The sequence below is a fragment of the Bacillus sp. JH7 genome (assembly GCF_001563515.1).
Classification (GTDB): domain Bacteria; phylum Bacillota; class Bacilli; order Bacillales; family Bacillaceae_G; genus Bacillus_A; species Bacillus_A cereus.
Genome location: NZ_LPUS01000001.1, coordinates 2,531,026 through 2,556,709, shown reverse-complemented (window position 1 = coordinate 2,556,709; position 25,684 = coordinate 2,531,026). Strand labels below are relative to the sequence as shown.

The window sequence follows — 25,684 nt, the reverse complement described above, 5'->3', positions numbered from 1 at the left end:
AGGGGAGAATAAGGTTGAAGATTAAACTGCTACTAGTTGAGGATCATCATATCGTTCGAAGAGGACTTGTATTCTTTTTGAAAACGAGAGAAGAATTTGAAATTATTGGGGAAGCGGAAAATGGCGAAGAGGCATTACATTTCGTGCAAAAAGAAAGACCAGATGTCGTACTAATGGATGTATCGATGCCGAAAATGGATGGAATTGAGGCAACAAAACGTCTAAAGCAATATGATGAGACAATAAAGGTACTTATATTAAGTAGTTTTTCAGAGCAAGATTATGTTATACCAGCACTTGAAGCTGGAGCAGATGGTTATCAATTAAAAGAAGTACAACCTGAGCAACTTGTCGCTTCTATTATTGCAGTACATCAAGGAAATGCGAATTTTCACCCGAAAGTAACACCTGCATTAATGGGGCGTTCTGCAGTAAAGAAGGAAGTAGAAAATCCTTTTTCAATGTTAACGAAAAGAGAGCAAGAGGTACTTCGCGAAATTGCGAAAGGAAGAAGCAACAAGGAGATTGCAGCAGAACTTCATATTACAGAACAAACTGTGAAAACACACGTTTCAAACGTTTTAGCTAAATTGGAAGTGGATGATCGTACGCAAGCCGCATTATACGCAGTGAAACATGGAGAGAATTATTCATAAGCATGAATAATTCTGTTATATCGTATGACAGAATACATAGGAGCAATTAAAAATTATAGTAATCCCTAATATAGGTTTTTCTTCTTTCGATAATTAGGTACAATAAAGTGAAACTCTAATCAGTGGAGGACCATCCCCACTGATGATTAGTTCAACTAATCGGTTTTTACAGGATAAAGCTACGATGGAAGGGGAGGATATGCTATGCCTGGTACAAGAAGTGGGATTGGAAAGATTCAGGCTTCGTTAAATGGTTTATCACCGAAATTGCGAAGTATTGCCGAACATATTTTGAAACATCCACAAGATGTTGTACATAAATCTATTACAGAATTAGCTGAAGTTACGAATAGTTCCGAAGCTACGATATTCCGCTTATGTAAAAACCTTGGTTTGCAAGGTTTTCAAGATTTAAAGATTACATTAGCTCGTGAAATTGTACATACACCGATGCAAAATATCCATGAAGAGGTATCAGCAGAAGATAGTATGGTAACTGTTGCTAAAAAAGTTTTTCATTCGCATATTACAGGACTGCAAGATACTTTACATTTGCTTAATGAAACGGCACTTGAGCAGGCTGTACGAGCCTTACAAGAAGCAAGTCGAATTGAGTTTTATGGAAATGGTGGCTCTGGTATTATTGCAATGGATGCGTATCATAAGTTTATGAGAACGGGTATTTCTTGTATCGCTCATACTGATTCGCATTTTCAAATTATGGGGGCAGGTTTACTCTCGGAAAATTCAGTTGTTATTGGTATTTCTCATTCTGGTAGCAATAAAGGATTACTTGAAGCGTTAGAAGTAGCGAAAGCAAGAGGAGCCAAAATTATTGCGATTACGAGCTATAAGAAATCAGCATTAAGTCAACTTGCTGATATAACGTTATATACATCAACACGTGAGACTGAATTCCGCACAGAAGCAAGTTCATCACGATTAGCACAGTTAAGCTTATTAGATACTTTGTATGTAGGGTTGTCGTTGCAGCGACAAGAGGAAACTCTAAAAAATTTACAAAGTATACGTGAAACGATTTCGATGAAGCGAATATAAAAAAAGCTCTTCAAATGAAGAGCTTTCAGACTGTAGACAAACTATTTTTGGAGAGTTCAAATGCTAAAAATAGTTTGTTTCTTATTTTAGGGATAATTTATCCAATGGAATTTATATGTAGTGCTTTCTATACTATAATTTACTATAAGTGAGGAAGGTGTCTTATGAAAATATCCGTTTATGTTGCAAGTGCATTTAGCAAGGATCATAAAGGCGGAAATAAAGCAGGAGTGGTATTTATTGAGAATACATTGACCACTACTCAAAAAATGGAAATAGCCAAACAACTGGGCTATGCGGAAACCGCATTTATATCAGAATCTGAACTTGCTGATTATAAATTTGAGTATTTTACACCAAAAGAAGAAGTTGATTTATGTGGTCATGCGACAATTGGCTCTTTCGCGATACTAATGCATTTAAATAAACTTTTCAGGAATCGCTATACGATTGAAACGAACAGCGGTGTTCTTACTATTACTATAAAAGATGACATCATATTCATGGAACAAAATAAACCGATATTCTATGATGTTGTATCTCCAAACGAGTTCATCGACTGTTTTGATAGTAAAGATATAGACAATAAATACCCAATTCAAATTGTCTCCACGGGCTTAAAAGATATTTTAATTCCTATAAAAAGCGAAACACAATTACATGCACTGCAACCTAATTTTGAAAAAATTAAAGAAATTAGCAAGTATTATAATGTTGTCGGGATGCATCTATATACTTTTAATGACAATCGAATTATATGCAGAAATTTTGCTCCGCTATACGACATTAATGAAGAAGCAGCGACTGGAACTTCGAACGGTGCATTAGCTTGCTATCTTTATGAACAGGACTACTTGAAAAAAGAAGTCTATGTATTTGAACAAGGTTATTCTTTACACTCGCCTTCTGAAATATTAGTTAAATTAGCAACCAATAGCAAAAATAAAATAGAAAAAGTTTATGTTGGTGGCAAAGGATATTACTGTGAAACTAAGTGTTTACATGTAGAAAATATTGAGTGAAGAGCTTTTTTATCGGTAAGAAGTTTGTTAATTTATTTTGTTTTAGAAATATGTGACTTACTTATAGTCAATGATAAACTCTCATTTTTAAAAATTTAAAATAAAGACCGATTTGTGTAATAATTCAAATATTGTTCATAATTTCACAAGTTGTTTATGAAGTGTCATGTTATGATGAAGATGTAATGATGATTGAACACTTAAATTTGGTACAATAACTAGCCAAAGTAGTGAAGAAAGTAGTTGTGAGATAAACTCATTAAAATGCTAAAACACTAAAGGGGAGATCACATATGAAAGCAGTAGTGGTTAATAAAAACAGCAAAGCAAACATCGAAGTGATTGACAAAGAATTACGTCCGTTACACTCAGGTGAAGCGTTAGTAGATGTAGAGTATTGTGGAGTTTGCCACACTGATTTACACGTTGCGAATCATGATTTTGGTAACACTGATGGCCGTATTCTTGGCCATGAGGGTGTAGGTATTGTTACGAAAATAGCTGATGATGTTACTTCACTAAAGATAGGTGACCGTGTAAGTATTGCATGGATGTTCCAATCTTGTGGACGTTGTGAATATTGCGTAACTGGTAGAGAAACATTTTGCCGTGAAGTTAAAAACGCTGGTTATTCAGTGGATGGTGGTATGGCTGAACAATGTATCGTTACAGCTGATTATGCGGTAAAAGTACCAGAAGGATTAGATCCTGCTCAAGCATCATCAATTACTTGTGCTGGTGTAACTACATATAAAGCTATTAAAGTATCAGATATTAAACCTAGTCAACCTATTGTAATCTATGGCTGCGGTGGATTAGGTAACTTAGCTATCCAATATGCTAAAAATGTATTTGGTGCAAAGGTAATCGCAGTAGATATTAATGACGACAAATTAGCCTTAGCGAAAGAAGTTGGTGCTGATATGACTATCAATCCAATTTCTCAAGGTCCTGCTGATAAAATTGTGCAAGAGGAGTTTGGTGGCGCTTATGCTGCGGTAGTAACAGCAGTCTCTAAAGTAGCCTTTAACTCAGCAGTTGATGCAGTACGTGCTTGCGGTAAAGTAGTTGCAGTAGGGCTACCAGTAGAAACAATGGACTTAAACATCCCACGACTTGTACTGGATGGAATTGAAGTAGTTGGTTCTCTAGTTGGTACTCGTAAAGATTTGGAAGAGGCGTTTATGTTCGGGGCAGAAGGAAAAGTAGTGCCAGTTGTTCAAACTTGTTCTCTAGATAAAGTACAAAATGTATTCGAAGAAATGGAACAAGGTAGAATTCAAGGGCGTATGGTAATTGATTTTAAAAAACATAATTGTGATTGCAAATAATTCACTTTAAATATAAAAAGCATGAGTCTAGCAAAGGACATGTAAAAAAGTTAGACAGTATAAGAAGATGATCCCTGTATTTAATAGGGTTCATCTTCTTTATTTTCTACTAATATCAATGCCAATTAATACTTGATTAATGAGAAATGATTAAAGGTTTACTTTATTTGCAAACGAAAAGGAATCTTTATGTTTAACAATTTTTTTATGATCTGGAACGTTTTGAATTGCTACAATTTGCGAATCTCTTACTTTCAGTGCATCTTGAATCCCGATGGTCATAAGCTTAATAAATAGAATCGTAATAAAGAATGAAGCGAGAGTATAAAAAATAATCCACCATGAAAGATTCATTTCATTACGATTTAATCCAATAAGACCTGCCCAATCATTAGATAGAGAAACAGGTTTGAGCACTCCGTCATAGAGTTCACGCATTTGTATGCCACCAATTACAATGTTAAGCAACGCTAAATGGATAACGAGTATGAGTGTTTGGACGATATGTTCCATAAATAATACAAATAAGCGGTCAAGTAATAAGACTCGTAAGTGTTTTTTCATAATATGAAAACGACTAGCCCCCAGTAATTGTGAACTTAAGATGTAATCTTGTTTCATAAATTCATCAACCTCTGAGGATATGTATAAAGAAAGTGTAGGCAGAGCGACGAAAATAAGTACGAGTACTTGATAAAACGTAAATGAAATATTTGGATCTACCCCATCAGCATTTGATGTGATTATAATATTAACGGGCGTGATGAGTATGAATGCGATAAATAGAGTTGGAATATAATAAAAAACTTCTGAGCATGACTGGAAAAATCTCTTGAGTTTTGGAGCAAATAAACTTAAGAGGATTCCTATACATGTTCCGCATAAAATTCGAAAGAAGCTAATTGCCACGGCTAATAAAATAGTGAATTTTGCTCCTTCTACAATTTGTAAGAAAACAGACTCTCCAAAACGATCAGATCCAAAAGGTGGAATTAACGATGGCGGAAAGGGGGCCTTTCCAAGTAATTCGTTATTTTCATTGTAAAGTAACTGAGGAGGTTTTGGGATGTTATCTTTAAAGAACCAACTATAAATAAAACTAGCTGAAATAAGTATGAATAGATAAGCAAAGCCGATTAAAAAGCGTTTTGATTTCCAAATAGATTTCATAATGATACTCCTTTCAATTGCTTTTTCCATCTATTCATCATGAATGAGACTATTTGGAAAATGGCGTAAAATGGTAAAACAATCATAACAAGTATGATAAATGCAGCTGGAGGTGAAACAAACGCCTTATTAAATAAAAATTGAATAATGCCTTCCATATTAAAAACAAATTCTAAAATGAATAAATTAGAAAGTAAGAAAACAAAAATCGTTTTTAAATGGTGGAAGAAGTGGATAGATATATTTTTGAATAAATGAATGCATAGTATATAACTTGATGAAAGGCCTTTTCCATATGCAACCTCTACGTAATGTTTTCCTTGCTCTTCTTTTATGTATAACACCATCATCCGAAACATTTGTAATGTAGGTAAGACAGCTAATGATAAAATAGGAAGTAAATAAGCTCGATTTTCATTAAAAGAAATAATAGTGACAGGAGATTCCCCAAATTTCTGAAGTACCCATATGAAAAATATTTGCAAACAAATCATCATCATCATATCAGGGACAGCTTCTAATATGAACACAATTCGGTTTATCCATTTTTTTATATAATCTTTTGCTAAAAAATAAAAAAATGCCATGCTAGATGATAAAAAGAGAGCAAGAAAAAAGGCTAAAAATAATATAGTAAATGAATATAGGTAAGGTTCTAAAACAGTTGGAAATAATGGTGTTTTTTTGAAATGGCCAAACTTCGGGTCTGATCCTATAATCACTAATGATTCAGGGGAAAAAACCTGTTTTAACATAGTAACGGTCTGATTAAAAAAATAAATTGGTTGAAAGGTAAATCCTTGTTGAGTAATAAATAAATAAGGTAAATTTAATAATAGTAAGAGTGATAAAAGAATTGATGAAAGCTTAATTGTGAATTGAGATATTTTATTTAACATTAAATCCCTCCGACATCTTTTTACAACATTATACAATAAATTTCATGTTATTGTTTTTATTTTTCTGAAAAATAAAAATACTTTTCGGTTTTATAGTATGCAAGATATATTTACAAGATAAAAAAGTGATAGTAGGGGGGCCGCGCTCTATGTTTATCAAGATAAAAGGACTAGTGAACCTAAAACAATAAACAAGAGCAAAATGCACAGAATTCTCATTCTGCGGTTAGTTACTTTTCTTGGCTTGATGGTGATGTTACGTGAATCCTAAAAATGAATATTGCGTTTCAACTCTTTCTTCATGCAAATAAGTAGAACGTATGGAGGAGTATGTATGTATTGTTAATGGGAGGAAAGAGTGTATTGCGTAACGAATATAACGTAAGTTTACCGCATGGAAAAGCTAAATGTAGTATATAAGTGAAATGGAATGAGGGGATTTATTTTTTTGGTATGAAAAAAATTTTCTTTATATAACTTGATAAATGAAAAAATATTTTATATACTAATTCATGTAAACGGTTTACTAAATCGTATTTTGCTAGAAATGAAGGGAAGATTCGCATGGAAACAAGGGGGAGAGTAATCGGGATTGATATCGGTACCACAAGTACAAAAACGGTTGTGTTCACAGAAAAAGGAAAAGTCATTGCATCACATGCAATCGATTACCCAATTATTCAACCGAATGTAGGATGGGCTGAGCAAGATCCTGATGTAATATGTGCCGCTGTATACAAAAGTGTAAGCGTTGCCATTGAAAAAGGTAATGTATTACCAGAAGATATTTCTTCAATCGGTATTAGTACAGCTATGCACGCATTAATTGCAGTAGATGAAAATGGTGCGCCATTAACGCGTTCTATCATTTGGGCAGATAATCGAAGTACGAAGCAATCAGAAAAATTATTACAACAAATGAATGGGCATGAAATTTATAGACGTACAGGTACACCGATTCATCCGATGTCACCACTTTCTAAATTGTTATGGATGAAAGAAGAGGAACCAGAGTTATATACAAGTGCCTATAAATTCATTTCCATTAAAGAGTATGTGATTTACCAATTATTTTCACGCTACGTAGTTGATTATTCGATTGCTTCTGCTACAGGGTTATTTAATTTAGAAACATTAAACTGGGATGAAGATGTTTTAACTATGTTACATATGTCACCAGAACAATTATCAACCCCAGTACCAACTACATATATTTTATCGGGTATGAAACGAGAAATAGCACAAAAGATGGGTATTCGTGAAGATACTCCAGTTGTTATTGGTGCAAGTGATGGTGTTCTTGCGAATGTAGGCGTTGGGGCAATATCGCCTGGCTCAGCTGCGATTACGATTGGAACGAGTGGTGCAGTTCGAACAATCTCATCAAATATAAATACAGATGAGAAAGGGAGAACGTTTTGTTACGCATTAACAGATGAGCACTGGGTAATCGGTGGTCCAACGAATAACGGCGGAATATTACTGAGATGGTTACGTGATGAATTTGGTAGTCCAGAGCAAGAAGTAGCAAGAAAGCTCGGCATTGATCCTTATGATTTATTAATTAAATATGCAGAAAGCGTACCAGCTGGAGCGGATGGGCTATTGTTCTTACCTTTCTTATCTGGAGAACGCGCACCTTACTGGAATGCAAATGCTCGTGGTACATTCTTTGGAATCAATCTTCAGCATAAGCGAGAACATTTTATACGTGCAGTGATGGAAGGTGTTTGTATGAGTGTATATTCAGTAGCACTCGCAATCAGGGATTGTACAGGGCCACTTACTGAAATACGAGTTTCAGGAGGGTTTGCAAAATCTGCATTTTGGAGACAAATGTTGTCCGATATGATGGGAAAAGAATTGCTTGTACCTGAAAGTCATGAAGCATCTGCGCTTGGGGCAGCGGCAGTTGCTTTGTATGCTGTAGGAAAAATTGATTCTCTTGAAGAGGTAAAGGATTGGATTGATATTGTCCATCATCATGTACCGAATAAAGAAAATACGGCTATATATTTAGAAATGTTTTATATGTATGAACGACTTTACAATCGCTTGAAAGAAGAATTTGATTGTATAGCTGCTTTCCAACGTAAAAAATAGGGGGATTGGGAGAAATGGTAGTTGGGATCGTACTAGCGGCAGTTGTCATACTACTTTTACTTATTACGGTAGTAAAATGGCATCCATTTGTCGCATTAATTTTAACAGCAATTGGTGTAGGATTAGCAATGGGAATGCCTTTAATTGGAACTTCACCAAAAGATCCAGGGATTATTGATTCTATTAAACTAGGGCTTGGTAATACGTTAGGATTTTTAGCAATAGTTTTAGCACTAGGAACGATGCTTGGAAAAATGATGGCCGAATCTGGTGGTGCTGAACGTATCGCTAACACATTAATTAATCGTTTTGGGAAGAAACGAGTTCACTGGGCGATGATGTTCGTTGCATTTTTAGTAGGGATTCCGGTATTTTTCCAAGTTGGATTTGTACTATTAATTCCGTTAGTATTTACAATTGCATTAGAAACAGGGGTATCACTTATTACAATCGGTATCCCGCTAGTAGCAGGACTATCCGTTGTGCACGGACTAGTGCCGCCGCATCCAGCGGCAATGGCGGCAGTTGGTATTTTTAAAGCAGATGTAGGGAAGACAATTTTATATGCATTAATTGTCGGACTTCCAACTGCAATTATTTCAGGTCCACTTTACGGGAAATGGATTGGTGCTCGTATACATAAGGAAGTACCATTAGATATAGCGGAGCAATTTATTGAAAAAGATAATAAAAAAGAGCTTCCAATCTTTGGGAATACATTGTTTACAATTTTACTTCCAGTATTTCTTATGCTTGGTGCATCAATAGCGGAAGTTGCATTAAATAAAACAAGTCAACTAGCACAAGTATTACACTTTATTGGAGATCCGATTGTCGCTTTATTAATTGCAACCATTTACTCTTTCTTTAGTCTTGGATATGCAAAAGGTTTCTCAAAAGATAAAGTGTTACAATTTACAAATGATTGCCTTGGACCTATTGCAAACATATTGTTAGTGATTGGTGCAGGCGGCGCATTTAATAAAGTACTATTAGATTCTGGAATTGGAACGACAATTGCAGATATGGCGAAAGAATCACATATTTCACCGATATTATTAGGGTGGGGAATTGCGGCACTTATTCGAATTGCAACTGGATCGGCAACTGTTTCTATGATGACAGCAGCTGGTATTGTTGCGCCGATTGCAGCAAGCACACCAGGTGTAAATGTTGAATTATTAGCACTTGCAACAGGCGCAGGTTCATTAATTTTATCACACGTGAATGATTCAGGATTTTGGATGATTAAAGAGTATTTCGGAATGACTGTGAAAGAAACATTATTAACATGGACTGCAATGGAGACTATATTATCTGTAGTAGCACTTGGGCTAATTTCGATATTAAATATATTTGTATAGAATAGGAGATTGATTAATATGAAACTAGGTTTAATTGGATTAGGAAAAATGGGATTCCCATTAGCTGAACACTTATATGAAGACAAGCATGAAGTAGTAGTATACGATGTAAATAAAGAGCTTGTTGAAAAGGCAGGAAAACTAGGAATTACTGCACGTCATACATTAAAAGAAATGATCGCTGAACTAGAAGCTCCTCGTACAATTTGGGTAATGGTGCCTGCAGGAGAAGTTGTAGAGTCAGTACTAAAAGATGTTTATCCGTTATTAGATGAAGGTGATGTCGTTATTGAAGGCGGAAATTCATTCTATAAAGATACGTTACGCCGTGCTGAAGAAGCAAAAAGCTTCGGATTACATTATGTAGATATCGGTACATCAGGCGGTGTAGAAGGAGCTAGATACGGTGCTTGCTTAATGGTTGGTGGAGAAAAAGAAATTTACGACCAATTAGAACCTTTATTTAAAGATTTAGCAGTAGAAAATGGCTATTCTTATGCTGGCCGTGTTGGTAGTGGTCATTTCTTAAAAATGGTTCATAACGGTATTGAGTACGGCATGATGCAAGCAATCGCTGAAGGATTTGAAGTACTAGATAAGAGTGACTTTGATTTCAATTATGAAGATGTTGCAAAAGTATGGGCGAACGGATCAGTTATCCGTGGTTGGTTAATGGACTTAACTGAAAAAGCATTTGCAGAAGATCCGAAACTAGATGGCATTAAAGGTGTAATGAACTCTTCAGGAGAAGGAAAATGGACTGTTGAAACTGCACTTGAACTTCAAGCTGCAGCACCAGTAATCGCTATGTCATTATTTATGCGCTATCGTTCTCAGGAAGATGATACATTCCATGGAAAAGTAGTTTCAGCACTACGTAATCAGTTCGGTGGACATGAAGTTGTGAAAAAATAAGGATGTTTTTGAAAAGAAACTTGTGCATAAGCGCAAGTTTCTTTTTTATAGTTTAAGAAACTACTAATTTAAAAATACCAATCAATCATCGTTTTTTTGTCACAAATGACACTAACCTCCTCTTAGACTTTGAAATGTACGGATTCCCGCATTATGTTTTTTGTATTGATTGTATCAAATATAAAGCGCTGCATGAAATATGTCCCAACATAAAAGTAAGAATAAATAAAATGAAGTTTTCATAAATAGTAAAAGGGTGCTTATGTCATCAGTATAGCTAAGAAATGTTGTTACATATGAGAAGAGCGTGTTAATAAAATATGAGGTGGTTAAATGGAAAATGAGCAAGTGAAGTCTGTAAAGGAAGAAAAAAAGTTATGTCTTTGTATGATCGTCAAAAATGAGTCTAGAATTATGGAAAGATGTTTAAATGCAACAAAATCAATTGTAGACTTTGTTTCTATTTGTGATACTGGATCGACGGATAATACGCCTGAAATTATTGAAAATTGGTGTAAGGAAAATGAGATACCTGGGACGGTTCATCATGAGCCGTTTAAAAACTTTGGTTATAACAGAAGCTTAGCTGTTTCGTTAGCGCAAAAAACATACCCAGAAGCAGATTATTTATTAATATTAGATGCAGATATGATTTTAGAGGTTGGTCCGAATTTCGATAAAACGAGCTTAGCGGAAGATCATTATCTTACATTACAATATGATGTTCATATTAAATATTGGCTTACGCGTCTTTTAAAAGCTTCTTTACCATGGAAATCTGTCGGTGTTACTCATGAGTATTGGGATATAGATCGTTCAAAAGTTGGAGCGAATTACAATACGAGGGTAGCTCGGTTAGAGACTCTTGTCGTGAATGATCCCGGAGATGGCGGGAGCAAAGCTGATAAATTTGAAAGAGATGAGAGGTTGTTGTTACAAGGAATAAACGACCCAGAAACAACGCCAGATTTGCATATAAGATATTTATTTTATTTAGCTCAGACTTATTTTCATTTAAGTCAATTTGAGAATTCAATTAAATGGTATAAAAAACGAGTGGAAGCAGGAGGATGGGTTGAAGAGGTATTCTATTCGTTATTGCGAATAGGATTTTGTTATGAGCAGTTAGCAAATCGTTCAGCAAATAAACAAAATGAAGTGACAGATGCTGATGAAAAAGAAACTGTTAAAGGGCAAGAAGAGCAATATTTAGCATTAGCTGTTTTTTATTTTCAAAAAGCTTGGGAATATAGACCAACCCGGGCTGAACCATTATACCAACTTGCAAGGTTGTATCGATTACGATCTCAAAACAATATTGCTTTGATGTACGCTCTGCAAGGGAAGGAAATTCCTTTTCCAAAGGATGATCTTCTATTTGTAGATTATCATGTGTATGATTACTTATTTGACTATGAAATTTCTATTAGTGCTTTCTATATACCTCATAAAAAACATTTAGGGGCGGTATCGCAAAAGTATTTGGAATCGATAAAAGAAAAGATTCCATTTCATATAGCAAATATAGTAGAGAATAATGCGAAATTTTATTAAATACATTTTCGGTTAAAGGAGTAGTGGAGTAATCATGGAATTAATGAGATGGGCGATTGAACTAGGAGAATCGGTGCATGGAAATACGTATGAAGAATTGATGCCACTACTAGACTATTATTATGATCGTGATCATTTAAAAGCGTATTGTATCGCAAATCTTCTTTTAAACATGGATGTATTAGATGAGGACCGGGAAAGAATCGAATTAAGAAGATGTATCGCTGCTTATTATGCTGGATTATATAAAGTAGCAAGAAAACATGCAAATGAGTTGGTACTTAAACATCCAGATGTAGATTTATATAAAAATAATTTAAGATTAATGGAAGTTTATTTGAATAAAGAATATGATTATTGTCTTTTTATATGCCCAAAGACATACGGTAGTTTCATAGATGTTGCGCGAGCTTTAAAGTGGCGGTTGGAGCAGGAGGGTAATACAGTAATTATATCAGAAACAATACTGGAAAATGCAAAGAATACAGTTGTTTTTGGAGCACATACATACGCATATAACCCGAATCTTCTTCCGAAAGATGCAATTATTTATAATTTAGAACAGCTATACGAAGGAAGTCCATATGCGCATCCCCTTTATTTAATATTATTAAAAGATAGAGTGATTTGGGATTATAGTAAACAAAATATAGAATGGCTTCAACATAAAGGGGTAGGAAAAGAAATAAAACATGTAGAAATGAACTATGCTCCAACTTTGGAAATAAAAAAAGATGCGTTTGAAGATGAGATTATTGAAGATATTGATATTCTGTTTATAGGTGCTCTTAATCCGAGGCGACAAGCTATTTTTGATCATCTAAAAGCGATTGCCCCGAATTTAAATATAGTTTTTAAAAATAATGCGTGGGGAATTGTTAGAAATGAATTGATTGCTAGAGCTAAAATTATATTAAATATTCATTTTTACTTATCAGGAATTCTTGAAACACCTCGCGTGTCTTATGCAGTTGCGAATAAGAAATTTATTATTTCCGAAAATAGTAATCCAGAAGATGAGGTAGAGTGGCCAGGAATTGTATTTACTCCGTACGAAAAAATAATTGAAAACGTAATGAAATATATAGAATTACCAGAAGAACGGAAAAGATTAGCGGAAAAAGCATATAATCATTTTGAAGCAAATGAAAGTTTAGGTACATTGAGCATGAGAGATGAATCAAAGTAATTGTACGAAACTCATACGAAAGTATGAGTTCTTTTTTGTTTATCATACTATTTTATGAAACAAGTTAACTCTTTATATTGTGTTTTGTATAGAAATTTCTGATAATATATAAGTAGAACTTGAAAACAAAGGGGAGAAATAATCATGAAACTAGTCGTTATTAACGGTACACCAAGAAAATTTGGTAGAACTCGCGTGGTGGCAAAATATATTGCGGATCAATTTGAAGGGGAATTATATGATTTAGCAATTGAGGAGTTACCTTTATACAATGGAGAAGAGTCGCAACGTGATTTAGAGGCAGTAAAAAAATTAAAAACGTTAGTGAAAGCTGCGGATGGGGTTGTATTATGTACACCAGAATATCATAATGCGATGAGCGGTGCGCTGAAAAACTCTTTAGATTACTTAAGTAGTAGTGAATTTATTCATAAACCAGTTGCATTGTTAGCGGTTGCTGGTGGCGGTAAAGGTGGAATAAATGCATTAAACAGCATGCGAACGGTCGCTAGAGGTGTTTATGCAAATGCAATTCCAAAACAAGTTGTGCTTGATGGATTACATGTGCAAGATGGTGAACTTGGGGAAGATGCAAAACCATTAATTCATGATGTAGTTAAAGAATTGAAAGCATATATGAGCGTATATAAAGAGGTGAAAAAACAACTAGGAGTGGAATGATATGTCCTCACTTTATCATGATTCTCGCTTGTATTACATTCTAGGAGCCAATAGTCTATCTGCTATTGGTTCCGGAATTGTATGGTTCGAATAAACCTTCTTTTTCATTATTAATTACTTTCCACTTTATTTCTTCTAGGTAAGGAACTCTTTTTTAAAAAACGAAAAACACCTCCTGAATTTGCATACTAAGTATGCAAATTCAGGAGGTGTTTTTATCATGTACCACTATTCGGGTTCACTTCAGTGAGAAATGCTCTTTTTTAGTGTAATCGTCATAAAAAAGAACGGTTGTTGATCTATTTTATGTAGTAATATAAAAAACAAAAAGAAAGAGCATCTAGAAACGAGGTTTGGTAAGATGTTTTTTTGACATTAACCAGTAGATACAGGGTGATTAGGATAAAGAACTAAAAAGTGTAATAGTTAATATTCTAAATAGTCAGGTTCAATGTATTTTTCTGTTTCAGGTGAGCTTTTAATTTCTATAGGATATTTCTTAAAAGCTACAACAGTAATTCTATCTCCTTGGACTAAACTTCTGGATTCATTTATAGAAGAGAAGCCTGTTCGCGTTAAGAAATTATATAGAGAAGGTTTTGTCATCCAAAAACTAGTAATGTTATCTAATGATGCCCACTTTGATTGTAAACGTTCTTCTAATGATGAATTGGCAGGATGTTCTGGTATTGTGTGTCCCTTATATTCATAATTTTTATAGAATACTGATATATTAGAGGTGTATGCAATATGGGTATCAATTATTACAAATCTTTTGCATACTTCATACAATTTTTCTAAAAAAGGAAATACGTCTGAACTGTCTAAATGGTATAAAATACCAGAACATAAAACGATATCAAATTGACCATATTTTTCAGCACTTAAATTTCTTACATCATCTTGATAAAAGGTTACATTTGCTAAATTTAATGTATCTTTAGCAAATATAGCTTTTTGTATGTTTGATTCTCTTCCTTCAATTCCTACAACGGTTGCTCCTTGCAAAGCAAATTCAATGGCATAATGACCCTCTAAACAAGCTAAATCTAAAATTCGAAGGTTTTTAAAATCACATTGTGTGATATCTTGAATCATTGTCACAATTTTTTTTAATGGAGGATTGGGTTGTCGAATATCCTTTGTATATAGAGTTTCAGTTAATTTAATATCATATGCAGTCCATTCACCATATTTACGAATAATGCTTTCTTTTTCGAAATCAAAATCTTTCATTATACACTTCGCCACCTTTTACATAATATTAGGGTACTATATACTTTTATACGATCAATGTATGTCTGTATAACTTGTATTTAGACGGAGATAAACTTTTTATTTCGCTCAAGTTACATAATTAATAACGAGAGCAGTTTACTAAAAGCCAATGCCTCTGTATACATAATAGAGGGCACGATGTACGGTGTCGGAGCGGTTGTTGCAGGAATCTGTATTCCACTCATAATGAAATATGTAAAAACAGAAGTTTCAATCGTTATGACGATGTTCATTTATGTAATTTCAATTACCGCAATGATTATTGAACCTTCCGTAATTTTCTTATATGGACTTGCAATTTTTCAAGCAGTTGGAAATGCGGGTACAAGAGTGGCGAGAAATGTATTGATGATGGAGGAAATTCCAAACGAAGTAATGGGACGTGTAGACAGCTTATTTCGCCTAATTGGTACTGGAATACGAATTGTATTATTAATGCTGTTTACAGCGGGTGTATCTAAAGCCGGAGTAATGCTTCCGTTTTACGTATTAAGCTGCATATTGATCTTCTCATTAGGAATCGCTATTTATTATGTACTATCACAACGTAAAGTAGCGGCGAATGTTTCTAATAAATCAATCGTTTAAAAAAACACTTCTGCCGCCCTTTCTTTTTCTGTATAATAAAAAGAAAGGGAGTGCAAACTTATTTATGAACAAATGGATCTTTCTTATCATTTTATTATTACCGCCACTATACATCATTTATATGACGTTTAGAATGAACAAAGTTGCTCGTGAAAAGTTGAGCTATCACTCTCCGTACGTTCTTATACTGGGTGCAAAGTTATTTGGAGATAGACCGTCTTTATCTCTTCAAAATCGTTTGGATGTAGCGTTGGAGTATTTATTTTCCCATCCTGAAGCGAAAGTAATTGTTTCAGGTGGTCAAGGAGAAGATGAAGATATACCGGAAGCTCACAGCATGAGAAACTATTTAATGGTACACGGTATAGATGAGAGTCGTATTTTAATAGAAGATCAATCTACAAATACGTATGAAAACTTAAAGTTTAGTATGAATTTATATAATGTGAAACATGCGGTAGTTGTAAGTAATACGTATCATTTATATCGAACGAAAATAATTGCAAAGCGTTTAGGCATGAAGATGGAGGCACTAGCTGCTGAAACACCAATTCGTTCTAAGAGAAAAATGTATGTTCGCGAATATGCTGCTATTATGAAAACAATATTGTTCGACCGTTAGAGCTCAAATGTGAGCTCTTTTTTAATTTAAAAGCGTATCATTTGAAATGAATGCCATATTCCATCAAAATAAAGGAAACAACAGTAAAGGAGTTGTATTTGTGATTCAATTTAATCATGTGTCAAAATCGTATGAAGATGGCACGAAAGCAGTGGATTCATTGCATTTAGAAATTAAAAAGGGAGAATTTTTTGTTCTCATCGGTCCGAGTGGTTGCGGGAAAACAACGACAATGAAGATGATTAATCGTTTAATCGAAACGACTGAAGGATCGATTTTAATCGATGGAAAAGATATTCAACAATATAATATAAATGAATTACGTTGGGATATAGGATACGTGTTGCAACAGATTGCTTTGTTTCCTCATATGACAATTGCTGAAAATATTGCAGTTGTTCCTGAAATGAGGCAATGGAGCAAAAAAGAAATTAAAGCACGCGTCGATGACTTGTTACATATGGTTGGATTAGATCCGGATATTTATCGAAATCGTATGCCTGATGAATTGTCAGGAGGACAAAAACAACGTGTCGGTGTCGTGCGAGCATTAGCTGCAAACCCGAAAATCATTCTTATGGATGAACCATTTAGCGCGTTAGATCCATTAAGTAGGGAACAGCTTCAGAAGGATATTGTACAGTTGCAAAAAAAGATTCAAAAAACAATCGTATTCGTAACACATGATATGCAAGAAGCATTATCACTTGGAGATCGCATTTGTATTATGAAAGAAGGAAAAGTTGTTCAACTAGATACACCAGAAGGAATTATACATAATCCGAAAAATGAATTTGTAGAGGAATTCATTGGAAATCGTGGGCGAACTTGGTATGAGGGGAAAAGTATAGCAGATGTATTGCCACTTGATCAAAGTGTGCAATTAGAAGGGCAGGCGCTATCATTACATTCTTCTTTACAAGAAGCGTTAGTTCGTGTGCGTGATGAGGAGGTCGTTCCAGTTGAAAAAAACGGTCAATATATTGGAGCGTTAACAAGTCGTCACATTGTCAATTACATTGTTGAACAAATGAAGGAAAGAGGCTAAACAGTGACTAATTTTATACAAACGTTCCAAGAACGAAAAATAGAATTACTAACTGCATTAAGTGAGCATTTACAAATATCGCTTATTTCATTATTTTTTGCAGTAATTATAGCGGTGCCACTTGGCATCTTATTAACAAGAAAAGAACGAATGGCTGAATTTATAATAGGAACTTCTGCAGTAATGCAGACAGTGCCATCACTTGCATTACTCGGACTCTTAATTCCATTAGTAGGAATCGGAAAACTTCCAGCGATTATCGCATTAGTTGTGTATGCACTATTACCTATTTTACGAAATACATATACAGGAATAAGGGAATTAGATGAATCTTTAATAGAAGCCGCGAAAGCTATGGGGATGAATAGTTGGAGAAGATTGTGGAAGGTAGAATTTCCTCTTGCATTGCCTATCATTATGGCTGGTATTCGTACAGCGATGGTATTAATTGTTGGAACGGCTACATTAGCAGCTCTCATTGGTGCAGGTGGGCTCGGTAAGCTTATACTATTAGGTATAGATCGAAATGATCATGCGCTTATCATTTTAGGGGCCGTACCAGCCGCGTTACTCGCTTTATTCTTTGATATAGTACTTCGCATACTTGAACGACCGAAACGCTCTTCTAAGCGTGTTATATTGACGATATGTATTGTTTGTATAATGATTGCTTCTCCATTTCTTTGGAGTACAGAAAAGAAAGATATTGTTATTGCGGGCAAACTTGGATCAGAACCTGAAATTTTAATTCAAATGTATAAGCAGCTTATTGAACAAGATACAGATTTACACGTACAATTAAAACCAGGTCTTGGGAAAACAGCATTTGTATTTGAAGCGTTGAAATCAGGGGAAGTAGATATATACCCAGAATTTTCAGGAACAGCTTTATCTACTTTCGTGAAAGAAGAACCAAAGAGTACAAATCGTGATGAAGTATATGAGCAGGCTCGCGTTGGAATGGAAAAGAAATATAATATGATTATGTTGAAGCCAATGGAGTATAACAATACATATGCACTAGCCATGCCGAAAAAAATAGCAGATCAAAAGAATATAAATACAATTTCTGATTTAGGGAATGTTGCGCAGGAAGCCAAAGTAGGATTTACATTGGAATTTGCTGATCGTGAAGATGGTTATAAAGGAATGCAAAAATTATATAACTATAAGTTCTCGAATGTTAAAACGATGGAGCCGAAGCTGCGTTATAGCGCAATTGAATCTGGAGATGTTAACGTAATTGATGCATATTCAACAGATAGTGAATTGGAGCAATACGGACTGAAAGTGCTAAAAGATGATAAAGGGTTATTCCCACCTTATCAAGGAGCACCATTATTAAGAAAAGAAACGTTACAGAAATATCCTGAACTTGAAAAGGTATTAAATAAATTATCTGGAAAGATTACAGATGAAGAAATGCGAAAAATGAATTATGAAGTTAACGTAAATGGTAAAAGTAGTGAAGAAGTCGCAAAACAATTTTTACAAAAAGAGAATTTACTTCGTTAAATTTACAAGAAATATACAAATTTATATGTTTAAAATGACCGTTCATTACAAAATGAGCGGTTTTTTTGTGCATACTTATACATTTTTTCAAAAAAGTATTCCATTTTTGCTCATTTTCTTTTAGAATAAGTAATGTTTTCCTGAAAAAATATAAGAGAAACGTCTATTAGAGAAAAAGGTGACTTTAATAGTTGAACGAACATAACACCTAGAATGACAGATGGGGTGGTACAAATAGAAAAGAAGTTAGGATTTTTTCCATTAATCGCATTAGTAGTTGGAACAATGGTTGGTGGCGGTGTTTTTAGTTTACCGCATGATTTAGCAGTAGGAGCAAACAGTGGTGCAATAATAATTGGCTGGTGTATTACAGCGATGGGAATGATTCCCCTTGCGCTCGTATATCAAACGTTAGCAAGACAAAAACCGGAACTTGAAGGTGGAATTTATAGTTATGCACGTGCTGGTTTTGGTGAATATATTGGATTTAATAGTGCTTGGGGATATTGGCTAGCAGGAATCTTAGGTAATGTCGCAACAATTATGTTACTGTTTAGTACATTAGGTTATTTCTTTCCAATTTTCAAAGGAGGAAATAATGTTGCGTCTATCGTTGGGGCATCACTTTTATTATGGACACTTCATTTTCTAATTTTATTTGGGATCCGTGAAGCTTCTATTATGAATGTTATCGCAACAATAGGGAAGTTAGTTCCAATCGTTTTATTTATTGTTGTAATGGTAACAGCCTTTCGCTGGGACACATTTACACATGATTTTTGGGGAGAAGGAACGATCTCACTTTCCGCTATACTTGGTCAAGTGAAAAATACAATGCTTGTAACACTTTGGGTTTTCATTGGAGTTGAAGGAGCGGTTGTATTATCTGGAAGAGCGAAGAATAGTCGAGATGTTGGTAAGGCAACAGTATTGGGACTTATTTTAGTAATGTCCATTTATATTTTAATTTCTGTCCTGTCAATGGGAGCTATGACAAGAGGCGAACTTTCTGTGTTAGAAACTCCGTCAATGGGACATGTATTAGAGCACGTTGTTGGTCCATGGGGTGCAGTTGCGATTAACATCGGATTAGTTGCTTCACTTGTCGGTACATTAATTGGCTGGTTTTTACTTGTTTCTGAAATTTCTCATGTAGCAGGAAAAGATGGCGTATTTCCGAAAGTCTTTACGAAAACAAATAAAAAGCAAACACCGCACATGGCATTATGGATTTCAAATGGTGTTGCCCAAATTATATTTATCATCGTTTTGTTTTCGGAATCAACATATCAAATTATGTATTTCATTGCATCAACATCAATTTTATTACCATATTTATTATCAGCGTTATTCCAATTTAAATTAGTCATTACAAACGAGCTAAAAGACGCAAAATTAAAAAACGGAGCGTTGGCTTTAATTGCTTCTATTTACTCTGTATGGCTTCTTTATGCAGCTGGTTTAAAGAATTTACTACTCGTTTCAATTGTGTATGGAATTGGAATTATTATTTACACGTTTGCAAGAAAAGAACAAGGGAACCGTTGCTTTGTAGGTGCAGAGAAGTATGTGATGTGGGCAATTATTGTTGCGGCTATCACATCCATATATATGTTATTAACTGGAAATATAAAAATGTAAAAAGTCCTTTTCATTTAAAGGGCTTTTTTCTTTGTTTAGAGAATATTTACTACATAAGATATTCAGGAGGGATGAGAATGGAAGAAAAAGAACAGTTGTCTAGAATAATTGATTTAGCTAGTGAGTTAAGGAAAGTATTAGTACAAGAATCTTTTTTTAATCATCATCCTGAACTAAGAGGAGTCATTGAAAATTTAGCAAGTTCTGTTGAAAATTTGGCGGAATTACAAATAAGTAAAGATGAAAACGCTGAAGATCGATTACGTTACGTACTTGCGAAAATGAAAATTGCTCATAATGCAATTTTACAGGAGAAAAAAGCATTTCCTTCTCATTAATATAAGTTTTTATTTTGAACCTGGCGGATAACGTCAGGTTTTTTATTTCTAGTTTTTCGTTTCTTTCATACACTAAGAATAGTATGAAAAAAGAAGGTGACTAAGGTGAAATTACATAAAGCTCTTCAGCCAAGTTTTATAAAACGAATGTACTATATGAGATTTTTAGGGAAATTTACAAAAGCTGAGAAAGAGAAGAGTGGAGAGAATTTCTTTGTACAATGCTTATCGCCAATACCATTCACTTTACAGGAACAATTTACAAATGAACCATATGTATTTGAAGGGTTATGTAGCAATAAAAAGAATGAAAAAATCTTTTCGGAATTAAAGAAGAGAAAATTAGAAAAGCAACTAGTAATGTTTCGTCTTTATTATGAAAGAGGAAATGTATACGTGGAGTTAATATGTACAGAAGAACCGAAAGAAATAGCAAGCAGCTATAAAATGATTCCGGCACCTAAAGTTACAAATAATAAAAAAAGAGAATCTTTAGAACGAAAACTTAGCAACGGTTATTTATCATTTCTTATGCCAAAATTTCCGAAAGACTTTGAGCCTCCCGAATTATTGTGGCACGATGGAAGACTTTACGGAAACATATCCCTAAAGCCATCAATTAGCTCAATCGCCTATTTTGAACAGAAACGTGAATGTAAATATATAAACTGCAGTGACTGGCCGAAGTATGTAGAAATAGCGGTAGAAGATCAATTATATTTTGTAAGTGATTATGTGTATGAGCAATTAAAAAAACGAATGCATGAAGAAGGTAAGCTAGTTGAAGTAGAGGATATAAAAGTACAAAAAGATGAATGGGAATGGGATGAGCGTGAATCGTCTTTTTTACAGTATGTACAAAGTATGGTGCATAATAAAGGGTTATATTTGGATGAAACGGATATTTATAATTTTCATATAAGTGTAAAAACAAATATGTTAACGATTCTTGGTGGTATACCGGGCATTGGGAAATCACGTTTTGTGCAAACTTATGCAGAAGCATTAGGGTTACAGTATGGGGAAGAGTTGGTTTGGATTCCGATTTCGCCATCGTATCAAGAACCACATGATTTACTTGGTTACCTTCATCCAAATGGTACTTTTATTGAAAGTGAAACGAAGTTAGTTAGGACGTTAATGAAGGCGAAAGAAAATCCAAATCAACTGTATATAATCGTTTTTGATGAAATGAACATGTCTCATATTGAGCATTGGTTTACTCCGTTTCTATCTGTTCTTGAACTTGAAACAAAAAATCGTATTTTAAACTTGTATGAGGGTGTACAGGACATAGAGAATTCAATTCCATCAACAATTGAAATTGGAGAAAATATTATATTTGTAGGTACTGTGAATTTTGATGAAACAACAAAAGAGCTCTCTGATCGATTATTAGATCGAACGAACCTAATAACGTTACAGAAAATTCCGTTTTGTGAGATGGACATGGAACAGGGGAAAGTCGTATTACATCCACCTTTGAAAGTAACAGCGGGAGAATTTCGGATAAATTGGATGAGAAATAAAGCGATGATTGAAGTGTTTTCTGAAGAAGAATTAGAGCTATTAGATAAGTTGCATGTCGTATTGTCATCACATGACGCGTCTAAGGGAATTTCTTTCCGATGTGCAAATGCAATTGCGACTTATTTGCAAAACATACCGTTCCAAAATAACCATACCTATATGATCAGTAGAGAAGAGGGGTTTGATTTACAAATAAAGCAGCGTGTATTGACGAAAATCAGAGGGACCGAAATGATGGTTGGGCCTTTACTTTCTGAAGAAGCAAAAAGGGGGGCGACCTTAGTACCTCTTTTGCAATCTGCACTTGCAAACAGAGTATCTACATTTGAACACTCTTTAGCATATATACGAGAAAAACGTAGAGAACTGGAGCTGTATGGATATGCAAAATGAAGGGCGTTACGAAACAAAAATCGTTGATACGAATGAAACGCTCCCTTTTGTATTAAAGTTAATCATTGGAAATGAGGGGAAAGGAGATTATATTTTATTAAATCGTCTTTGTACATCTACTACAGCATTAGTTCAATGTATTTATAAAGTACAAGAATTAAAACCAATAAGATTGCAGTACAATTATGAAATTCCAATGAATATTACTTTTATATGGAATAAAGTATATGAGGGACAGAAAAATATAAAAGAGGCTCAATATGAAATAAATGAAAAAAAACAAAGAGTATTAATATATGAACATGGGAAAACAGAATTCTTTTATCCATGGCGCTGTGGTTTATACCATTTTGAAGTGCGTATAGAAGATACAACGTATTATGGCGCATTTCAAATCGTACCGAAAAACTTTTTTGATGATCAATTTGAAATGATTCAAGACTATGTGAAGTCAATTTTAAATGAGTTGATTTTGGATAGAGGTTACTATAAAAAGACCTTCTCTGCACTTAGCGATATTGAGGATTCTTCTTATTTAGTGTTACTTAGAAAGTTACCCCAAAAAATGAAAATGATAAAGCAAATCTTTAAGAAAATAGAATCAAGCTCAAAATTTATAAATGAATATAAATGGGAAGGAAAAGAGCGAAGGCCAACAAGAAAAGGAACTATAGTGGCAGAACGAAAACCTTATGCCAAACATTATAATCGTAAGTTTATGGAACAAAAAAATAGTAAGGAAAATGCATTTCTTAAATATAAAGCGATGCAATTTTATCATTATTTAATTGAAGCAAAAAGTTTTTTACGTCAAACAATTGAAATCTTAGAAAGAGAAAAAAAGAAAAAATCAGAAGAGTTTCAAGCCGTAAAAACGATTATACAAACAATTGAGCGTAATGGATCGGTAACTGATAGAGAGAAGCAAAAATATAAAAATATACATTTACTAAAAGAAGCCGATTTACGAAAGAGCTCAATGAAAATACAAGAATATAAAATATTGGCGCATATTGTGCGTGAAAATGTACAATACTTTCAAATGTTAATGCATTCTTCGTTTTGGAGGGAAGTTACTGAAACAAGTAACATGAACTTACATGATTTACCGATACCACATCAACAATTACTACATCATTTAGAAGTACTCCCGCAATATACGGATCAATCTCCATCGTTATTATTTGTTTATAAGCCAACGTTTTTAGTGTATGAATATTACGCTTTTTTTATCGTTATTTCAATTTTAGAGCAAATTGGTTTTGAAGCTAGAAACTCTATCCGTGAACAAATACAAGAACATTTTTATGTAGATGGATTACAAGATGGAACGACAGTAGTTTTAGAACGGGATGATATAAAGGTGCATGTTGCATTTAATGACTTAATTGAAACACATCCTCTTATTGCATTAAGTAAAGGTAGTAATTTTTACAATGGTGAGGATACGAAGAAGCCAGATATTCGCTTAGACTGTTATGTAAAAGAAGATGGGAAATACGTATATAAATCTTCTATTATTATTGAAGTGAAGTATAGTCCAATGTACAATATTTTTCAGCACGTCGGAAATACGAAAGCAACTGAGCAAATGTATAAGTACTGGTCTATAAAGTATGTAGAAGAACAGGATGGAAAGCGAGTCTATTATCGAAGGTCAATTTATGAAGTCATTTGTGTATATCCAGGAAGCCATATGCACAGTAAAAAAATTGAGTCTGGATGCGGTGTTTTCTTGCAGTTATATCCATATAAGACGAAACAAGGGGAAGAGAAATTAGCTGGAAAACATGGGATGGTACAAATTTTTGAAAAATGGTTAAAAAGCATTAAGAAGTAAAAGAAATCCTTTTTCATAAAGGATTTCTTTAGATTAAGAAGAATTATATGCTGTATGGAAAGAAACATAATGTAATTTAGATTTGAAAAGTGCTACAAATGTGTTATTAAAAGGAATGTGAGCGCGGGATAAAAGTCGATTAAATTGGAATCTAATTCATTTTGCAGAATATAATAAGTCATAAATATTTTTAGTTGCATACGAAGATTTGTTCTTATATGATAGATAGTGAAAGCGTTATCAAAAACAGAGCGACGATGGGAAAGGCGGTTAAATATGTTCCAGCGTGTTCAAACAAAGGAAGAACATTTTGGGTTCGAGCAACTATGGGGAGATTTTTGTGAAGAAAGAAACTTAATGTTCGTAGAACGTAATTTAAATCCATCACGATTTTTATTAATAGAAGATGAACATCCTATTGGTACAGTAGAATGTATTAAGTATACGATACCTGAACAATCAAATTCTGAGTTTTTCTATCCGTTTTCTAAAAATGATTTAGTAAAAGATTTGAAGAATGTATATGAAATAGGCAAGTTAAGTATTTCGAAAACGTCTCGTGGGAGAGGACATTTCAAAAGGCTAACAGCTATTTTATTTATACATGCGTTAGAAACAAAAGCTGAATGGTACATTGCAGCAGTAACAAAAAGAATGTATATGTATTTACTTACACTTGGTTTTCCAATTGAGCCAATAGATAATCCATTTCAGTTTCATGATACTTTACAAGGTGTACCAGTAAGAATTCATGCTCGAAAAGGGGTTACGCATTTGTATTCTTTAAAAGAATTTCGTGATGTGATTCAAGGGAATGCTCATGCACAGGCATTAATTGCAGAATACAGTAAAAATATTATGTTAACGAAATAAAGCGAAGTGAATATGTATAATAAAGAGAATAATATTTGTATAGGATATAACTCTTCATTAAAAAAGACCCTTATT

Annotated in this window: 21 protein-coding genes and 2 pseudogenes; 19 read left to right on the top strand and 4 right to left on the bottom strand. The window is 34.0% G+C overall.

Features of this window, described 5'->3' with window-relative positions:
• Positions 1-14 precede the first annotated feature (14 nt).
• The 4 genes from casR (at position 15) to adhP (ending at position 4,068) form a co-directional block, all read left to right on the top strand.
• Positions 15-656, top strand: a complete 642-nt coding sequence (gene casR / locus AU379_RS12745) for a two-component system response regulator CasR (protein ID WP_000694629.1) — start codon at positions 15-17, stop codon at positions 654-656.
• Between the two features lie 204 nt (positions 657-860).
• Positions 861-1,715, top strand: a complete 855-nt coding sequence (locus AU379_RS12740; protein ID WP_001119646.1) for a MurR/RpiR family transcriptional regulator — start codon at positions 861-863, stop codon at positions 1,713-1,715.
• A 164-nt stretch (positions 1,716-1,879) separates the two neighbouring features.
• The gene (locus AU379_RS12735) at positions 1,880-2,737 is read left to right on the top strand and encodes a PhzF family phenazine biosynthesis protein (protein ID WP_000704320.1); all 858 of its coding nucleotides are present in this window, start codon (positions 1,880-1,882) and stop codon (positions 2,735-2,737) included.
• 293 nt (positions 2,738-3,030) lie between these two features.
• Positions 3,031-4,068 (top strand): alcohol dehydrogenase AdhP, encoded by a 1,038-nt coding sequence (adhP, locus tag AU379_RS12730; RefSeq protein ID WP_000649109.1) that lies wholly within the window; start codon positions 3,031-3,033, stop codon positions 4,066-4,068.
• A gap of 150 nt (positions 4,069-4,218) precedes the next feature.
• Here adhP and AU379_RS12725 read toward each other — a convergent pair whose 3' ends face one another.
• Together AU379_RS12725 and AU379_RS12720 are read right to left on the bottom strand one after the other, a co-directional pair.
• Entirely contained in the window at positions 4,219-5,238 is a 1,020-nt protein-coding gene (locus AU379_RS12725; RefSeq protein WP_061139342.1) for an ABC transporter permease subunit, read from the bottom strand.
• Positions 5,235-6,137: an ABC transporter permease subunit gene (locus AU379_RS12720; protein WP_000932684.1), complete on the bottom strand. Its 903-nt coding sequence runs from the start codon at positions 6,135-6,137 to the stop codon at positions 5,235-5,237. The genes AU379_RS12725 and AU379_RS12720 overlap by 4 nt, the downstream gene beginning before the upstream one ends.
• Before the next feature lie 564 nt (positions 6,138-6,701).
• Here AU379_RS12720 and gntK point away from each other — a divergent pair.
• Genes gntK through gnd form a run of 3 tightly spaced genes read left to right on the top strand, consistent with a single transcriptional unit; the run spans position 6,702 to position 10,519 of the window.
• Positions 6,702-8,240, top strand: coding sequence for a gluconokinase (gene gntK / locus AU379_RS12715; protein ID WP_000450001.1), 1,539 nt, complete (start codon positions 6,702-6,704; stop codon positions 8,238-8,240).
• A 14-nt stretch (positions 8,241-8,254) separates the two neighbouring features.
• Positions 8,255-9,604 (top strand): GntP family permease, encoded by a 1,350-nt coding sequence (locus tag AU379_RS12710; protein ID WP_061139341.1) that lies wholly within the window; start codon positions 8,255-8,257, stop codon positions 9,602-9,604.
• Positions 9,605-9,622: 18 nt separating this feature from the next.
• The gene (gene gnd, locus AU379_RS12705; RefSeq protein ID WP_061139340.1) at positions 9,623-10,519 is read left to right on the top strand and encodes a phosphogluconate dehydrogenase (NAD(+)-dependent, decarboxylating); all 897 of its coding nucleotides are present in this window, start codon (positions 9,623-9,625) and stop codon (positions 10,517-10,519) included.
• Between the two features lie 114 nt (positions 10,520-10,633).
• Here gnd and AU379_RS30965 read toward each other — a convergent pair.
• Positions 10,634-10,713, bottom strand: a pseudogene (locus tag AU379_RS30965) (DUF2711 domain-containing protein); the annotation flags it as partial.
• 139 nt (positions 10,714-10,852) lie between these two features.
• On the opposite strand from AU379_RS30965, the gene AU379_RS12700 reads away from it, so the two are divergent.
• The 3 genes from AU379_RS12700 to AU379_RS12690 all read left to right on the top strand — a co-directional run bounded on the left by AU379_RS12700 (position 10,853) and on the right by AU379_RS12690 (position 13,943).
• Positions 10,853-12,073 (top strand): glycosyltransferase family 2 protein, encoded by a 1,221-nt coding sequence (locus tag AU379_RS12700; RefSeq protein WP_061139339.1) that lies wholly within the window; start codon positions 10,853-10,855, stop codon positions 12,071-12,073.
• Between the two features lie 34 nt (positions 12,074-12,107).
• Positions 12,108-13,262 carry a hypothetical protein gene (locus tag AU379_RS12695; protein ID WP_061139338.1) on the top strand — a complete coding sequence of 385 codons (1,155 nt, stop codon included), beginning with the start codon at positions 12,108-12,110 and terminating at the stop codon, positions 13,260-13,262.
• A 144-nt stretch (positions 13,263-13,406) separates the two neighbouring features.
• Positions 13,407-13,943, top strand: coding sequence for an NADPH-dependent FMN reductase (locus tag AU379_RS12690; RefSeq protein WP_000780355.1), 537 nt, complete (start codon positions 13,407-13,409; stop codon positions 13,941-13,943).
• 426 nt (positions 13,944-14,369) lie between these two features.
• Here the strand turns inward: AU379_RS12690 and AU379_RS12685 are convergent, their stop codons facing one another.
• Positions 14,370-15,179 carry a class I SAM-dependent methyltransferase gene (locus AU379_RS12685; RefSeq protein ID WP_000651153.1) on the bottom strand — a complete coding sequence of 270 codons (810 nt, stop codon included), beginning with the start codon at positions 15,177-15,179 and terminating at the stop codon, positions 14,370-14,372.
• Positions 15,180-15,317: 138 nt separating this feature from the next.
• On the opposite strand from AU379_RS12685, the pseudogene AU379_RS12680 reads away from it, so the two are divergent.
• The 9 genes and pseudogenes from AU379_RS12680 to AU379_RS12640 form a co-directional block, all read left to right on the top strand.
• Positions 15,318-15,809, top strand: a pseudogene (locus tag AU379_RS12680) (MFS transporter); the annotation flags it as partial.
• A 64-nt stretch (positions 15,810-15,873) separates the two neighbouring features.
• Complete coding sequence (locus AU379_RS12675) at positions 15,874-16,431, top strand: YdcF family protein (protein ID WP_003312004.1); 558 nt, start codon at positions 15,874-15,876, stop codon at positions 16,429-16,431.
• Positions 16,432-16,531: 100 nt separating this feature from the next.
• Positions 16,532-17,479, top strand: a complete 948-nt coding sequence (locus tag AU379_RS12670) for an ABC transporter ATP-binding protein (RefSeq protein WP_000614077.1) — start codon at positions 16,532-16,534, stop codon at positions 17,477-17,479.
• A gap of 3 nt (positions 17,480-17,482) precedes the next feature.
• Positions 17,483-18,994 carry an ABC transporter permease/substrate-binding protein gene (locus AU379_RS12665; protein WP_061139337.1) on the top strand — a complete coding sequence of 504 codons (1,512 nt, stop codon included), beginning with the start codon at positions 17,483-17,485 and terminating at the stop codon, positions 18,992-18,994.
• Between the two features lie 213 nt (positions 18,995-19,207).
• Positions 19,208-20,635 (top strand): basic amino acid/polyamine antiporter, encoded by a 1,428-nt coding sequence (locus AU379_RS12660; protein ID WP_061139336.1) that lies wholly within the window; start codon positions 19,208-19,210, stop codon positions 20,633-20,635.
• Positions 20,636-20,712: 77 nt separating this feature from the next.
• Complete coding sequence (locus AU379_RS12655; protein WP_000391445.1) at positions 20,713-20,973, top strand: hypothetical protein; 261 nt, start codon at positions 20,713-20,715, stop codon at positions 20,971-20,973.
• Between the two features lie 105 nt (positions 20,974-21,078).
• Entirely contained in the window at positions 21,079-22,896 is a 1,818-nt protein-coding gene (locus AU379_RS12650) for an AAA family ATPase (RefSeq protein ID WP_061139335.1), read from the top strand.
• Entirely contained in the window at positions 22,886-24,736 is a 1,851-nt protein-coding gene (locus AU379_RS12645) for a hypothetical protein (RefSeq protein WP_001178734.1), read from the top strand. The genes AU379_RS12650 and AU379_RS12645 overlap by 11 nt, the downstream gene beginning before the upstream one ends.
• 276 nt (positions 24,737-25,012) lie before the next feature.
• Positions 25,013-25,609: a hypothetical protein gene (locus AU379_RS12640; protein ID WP_000487794.1), complete on the top strand. Its 597-nt coding sequence runs from the start codon at positions 25,013-25,015 to the stop codon at positions 25,607-25,609.
• Positions 25,610-25,684 lie beyond the last annotated feature (75 nt).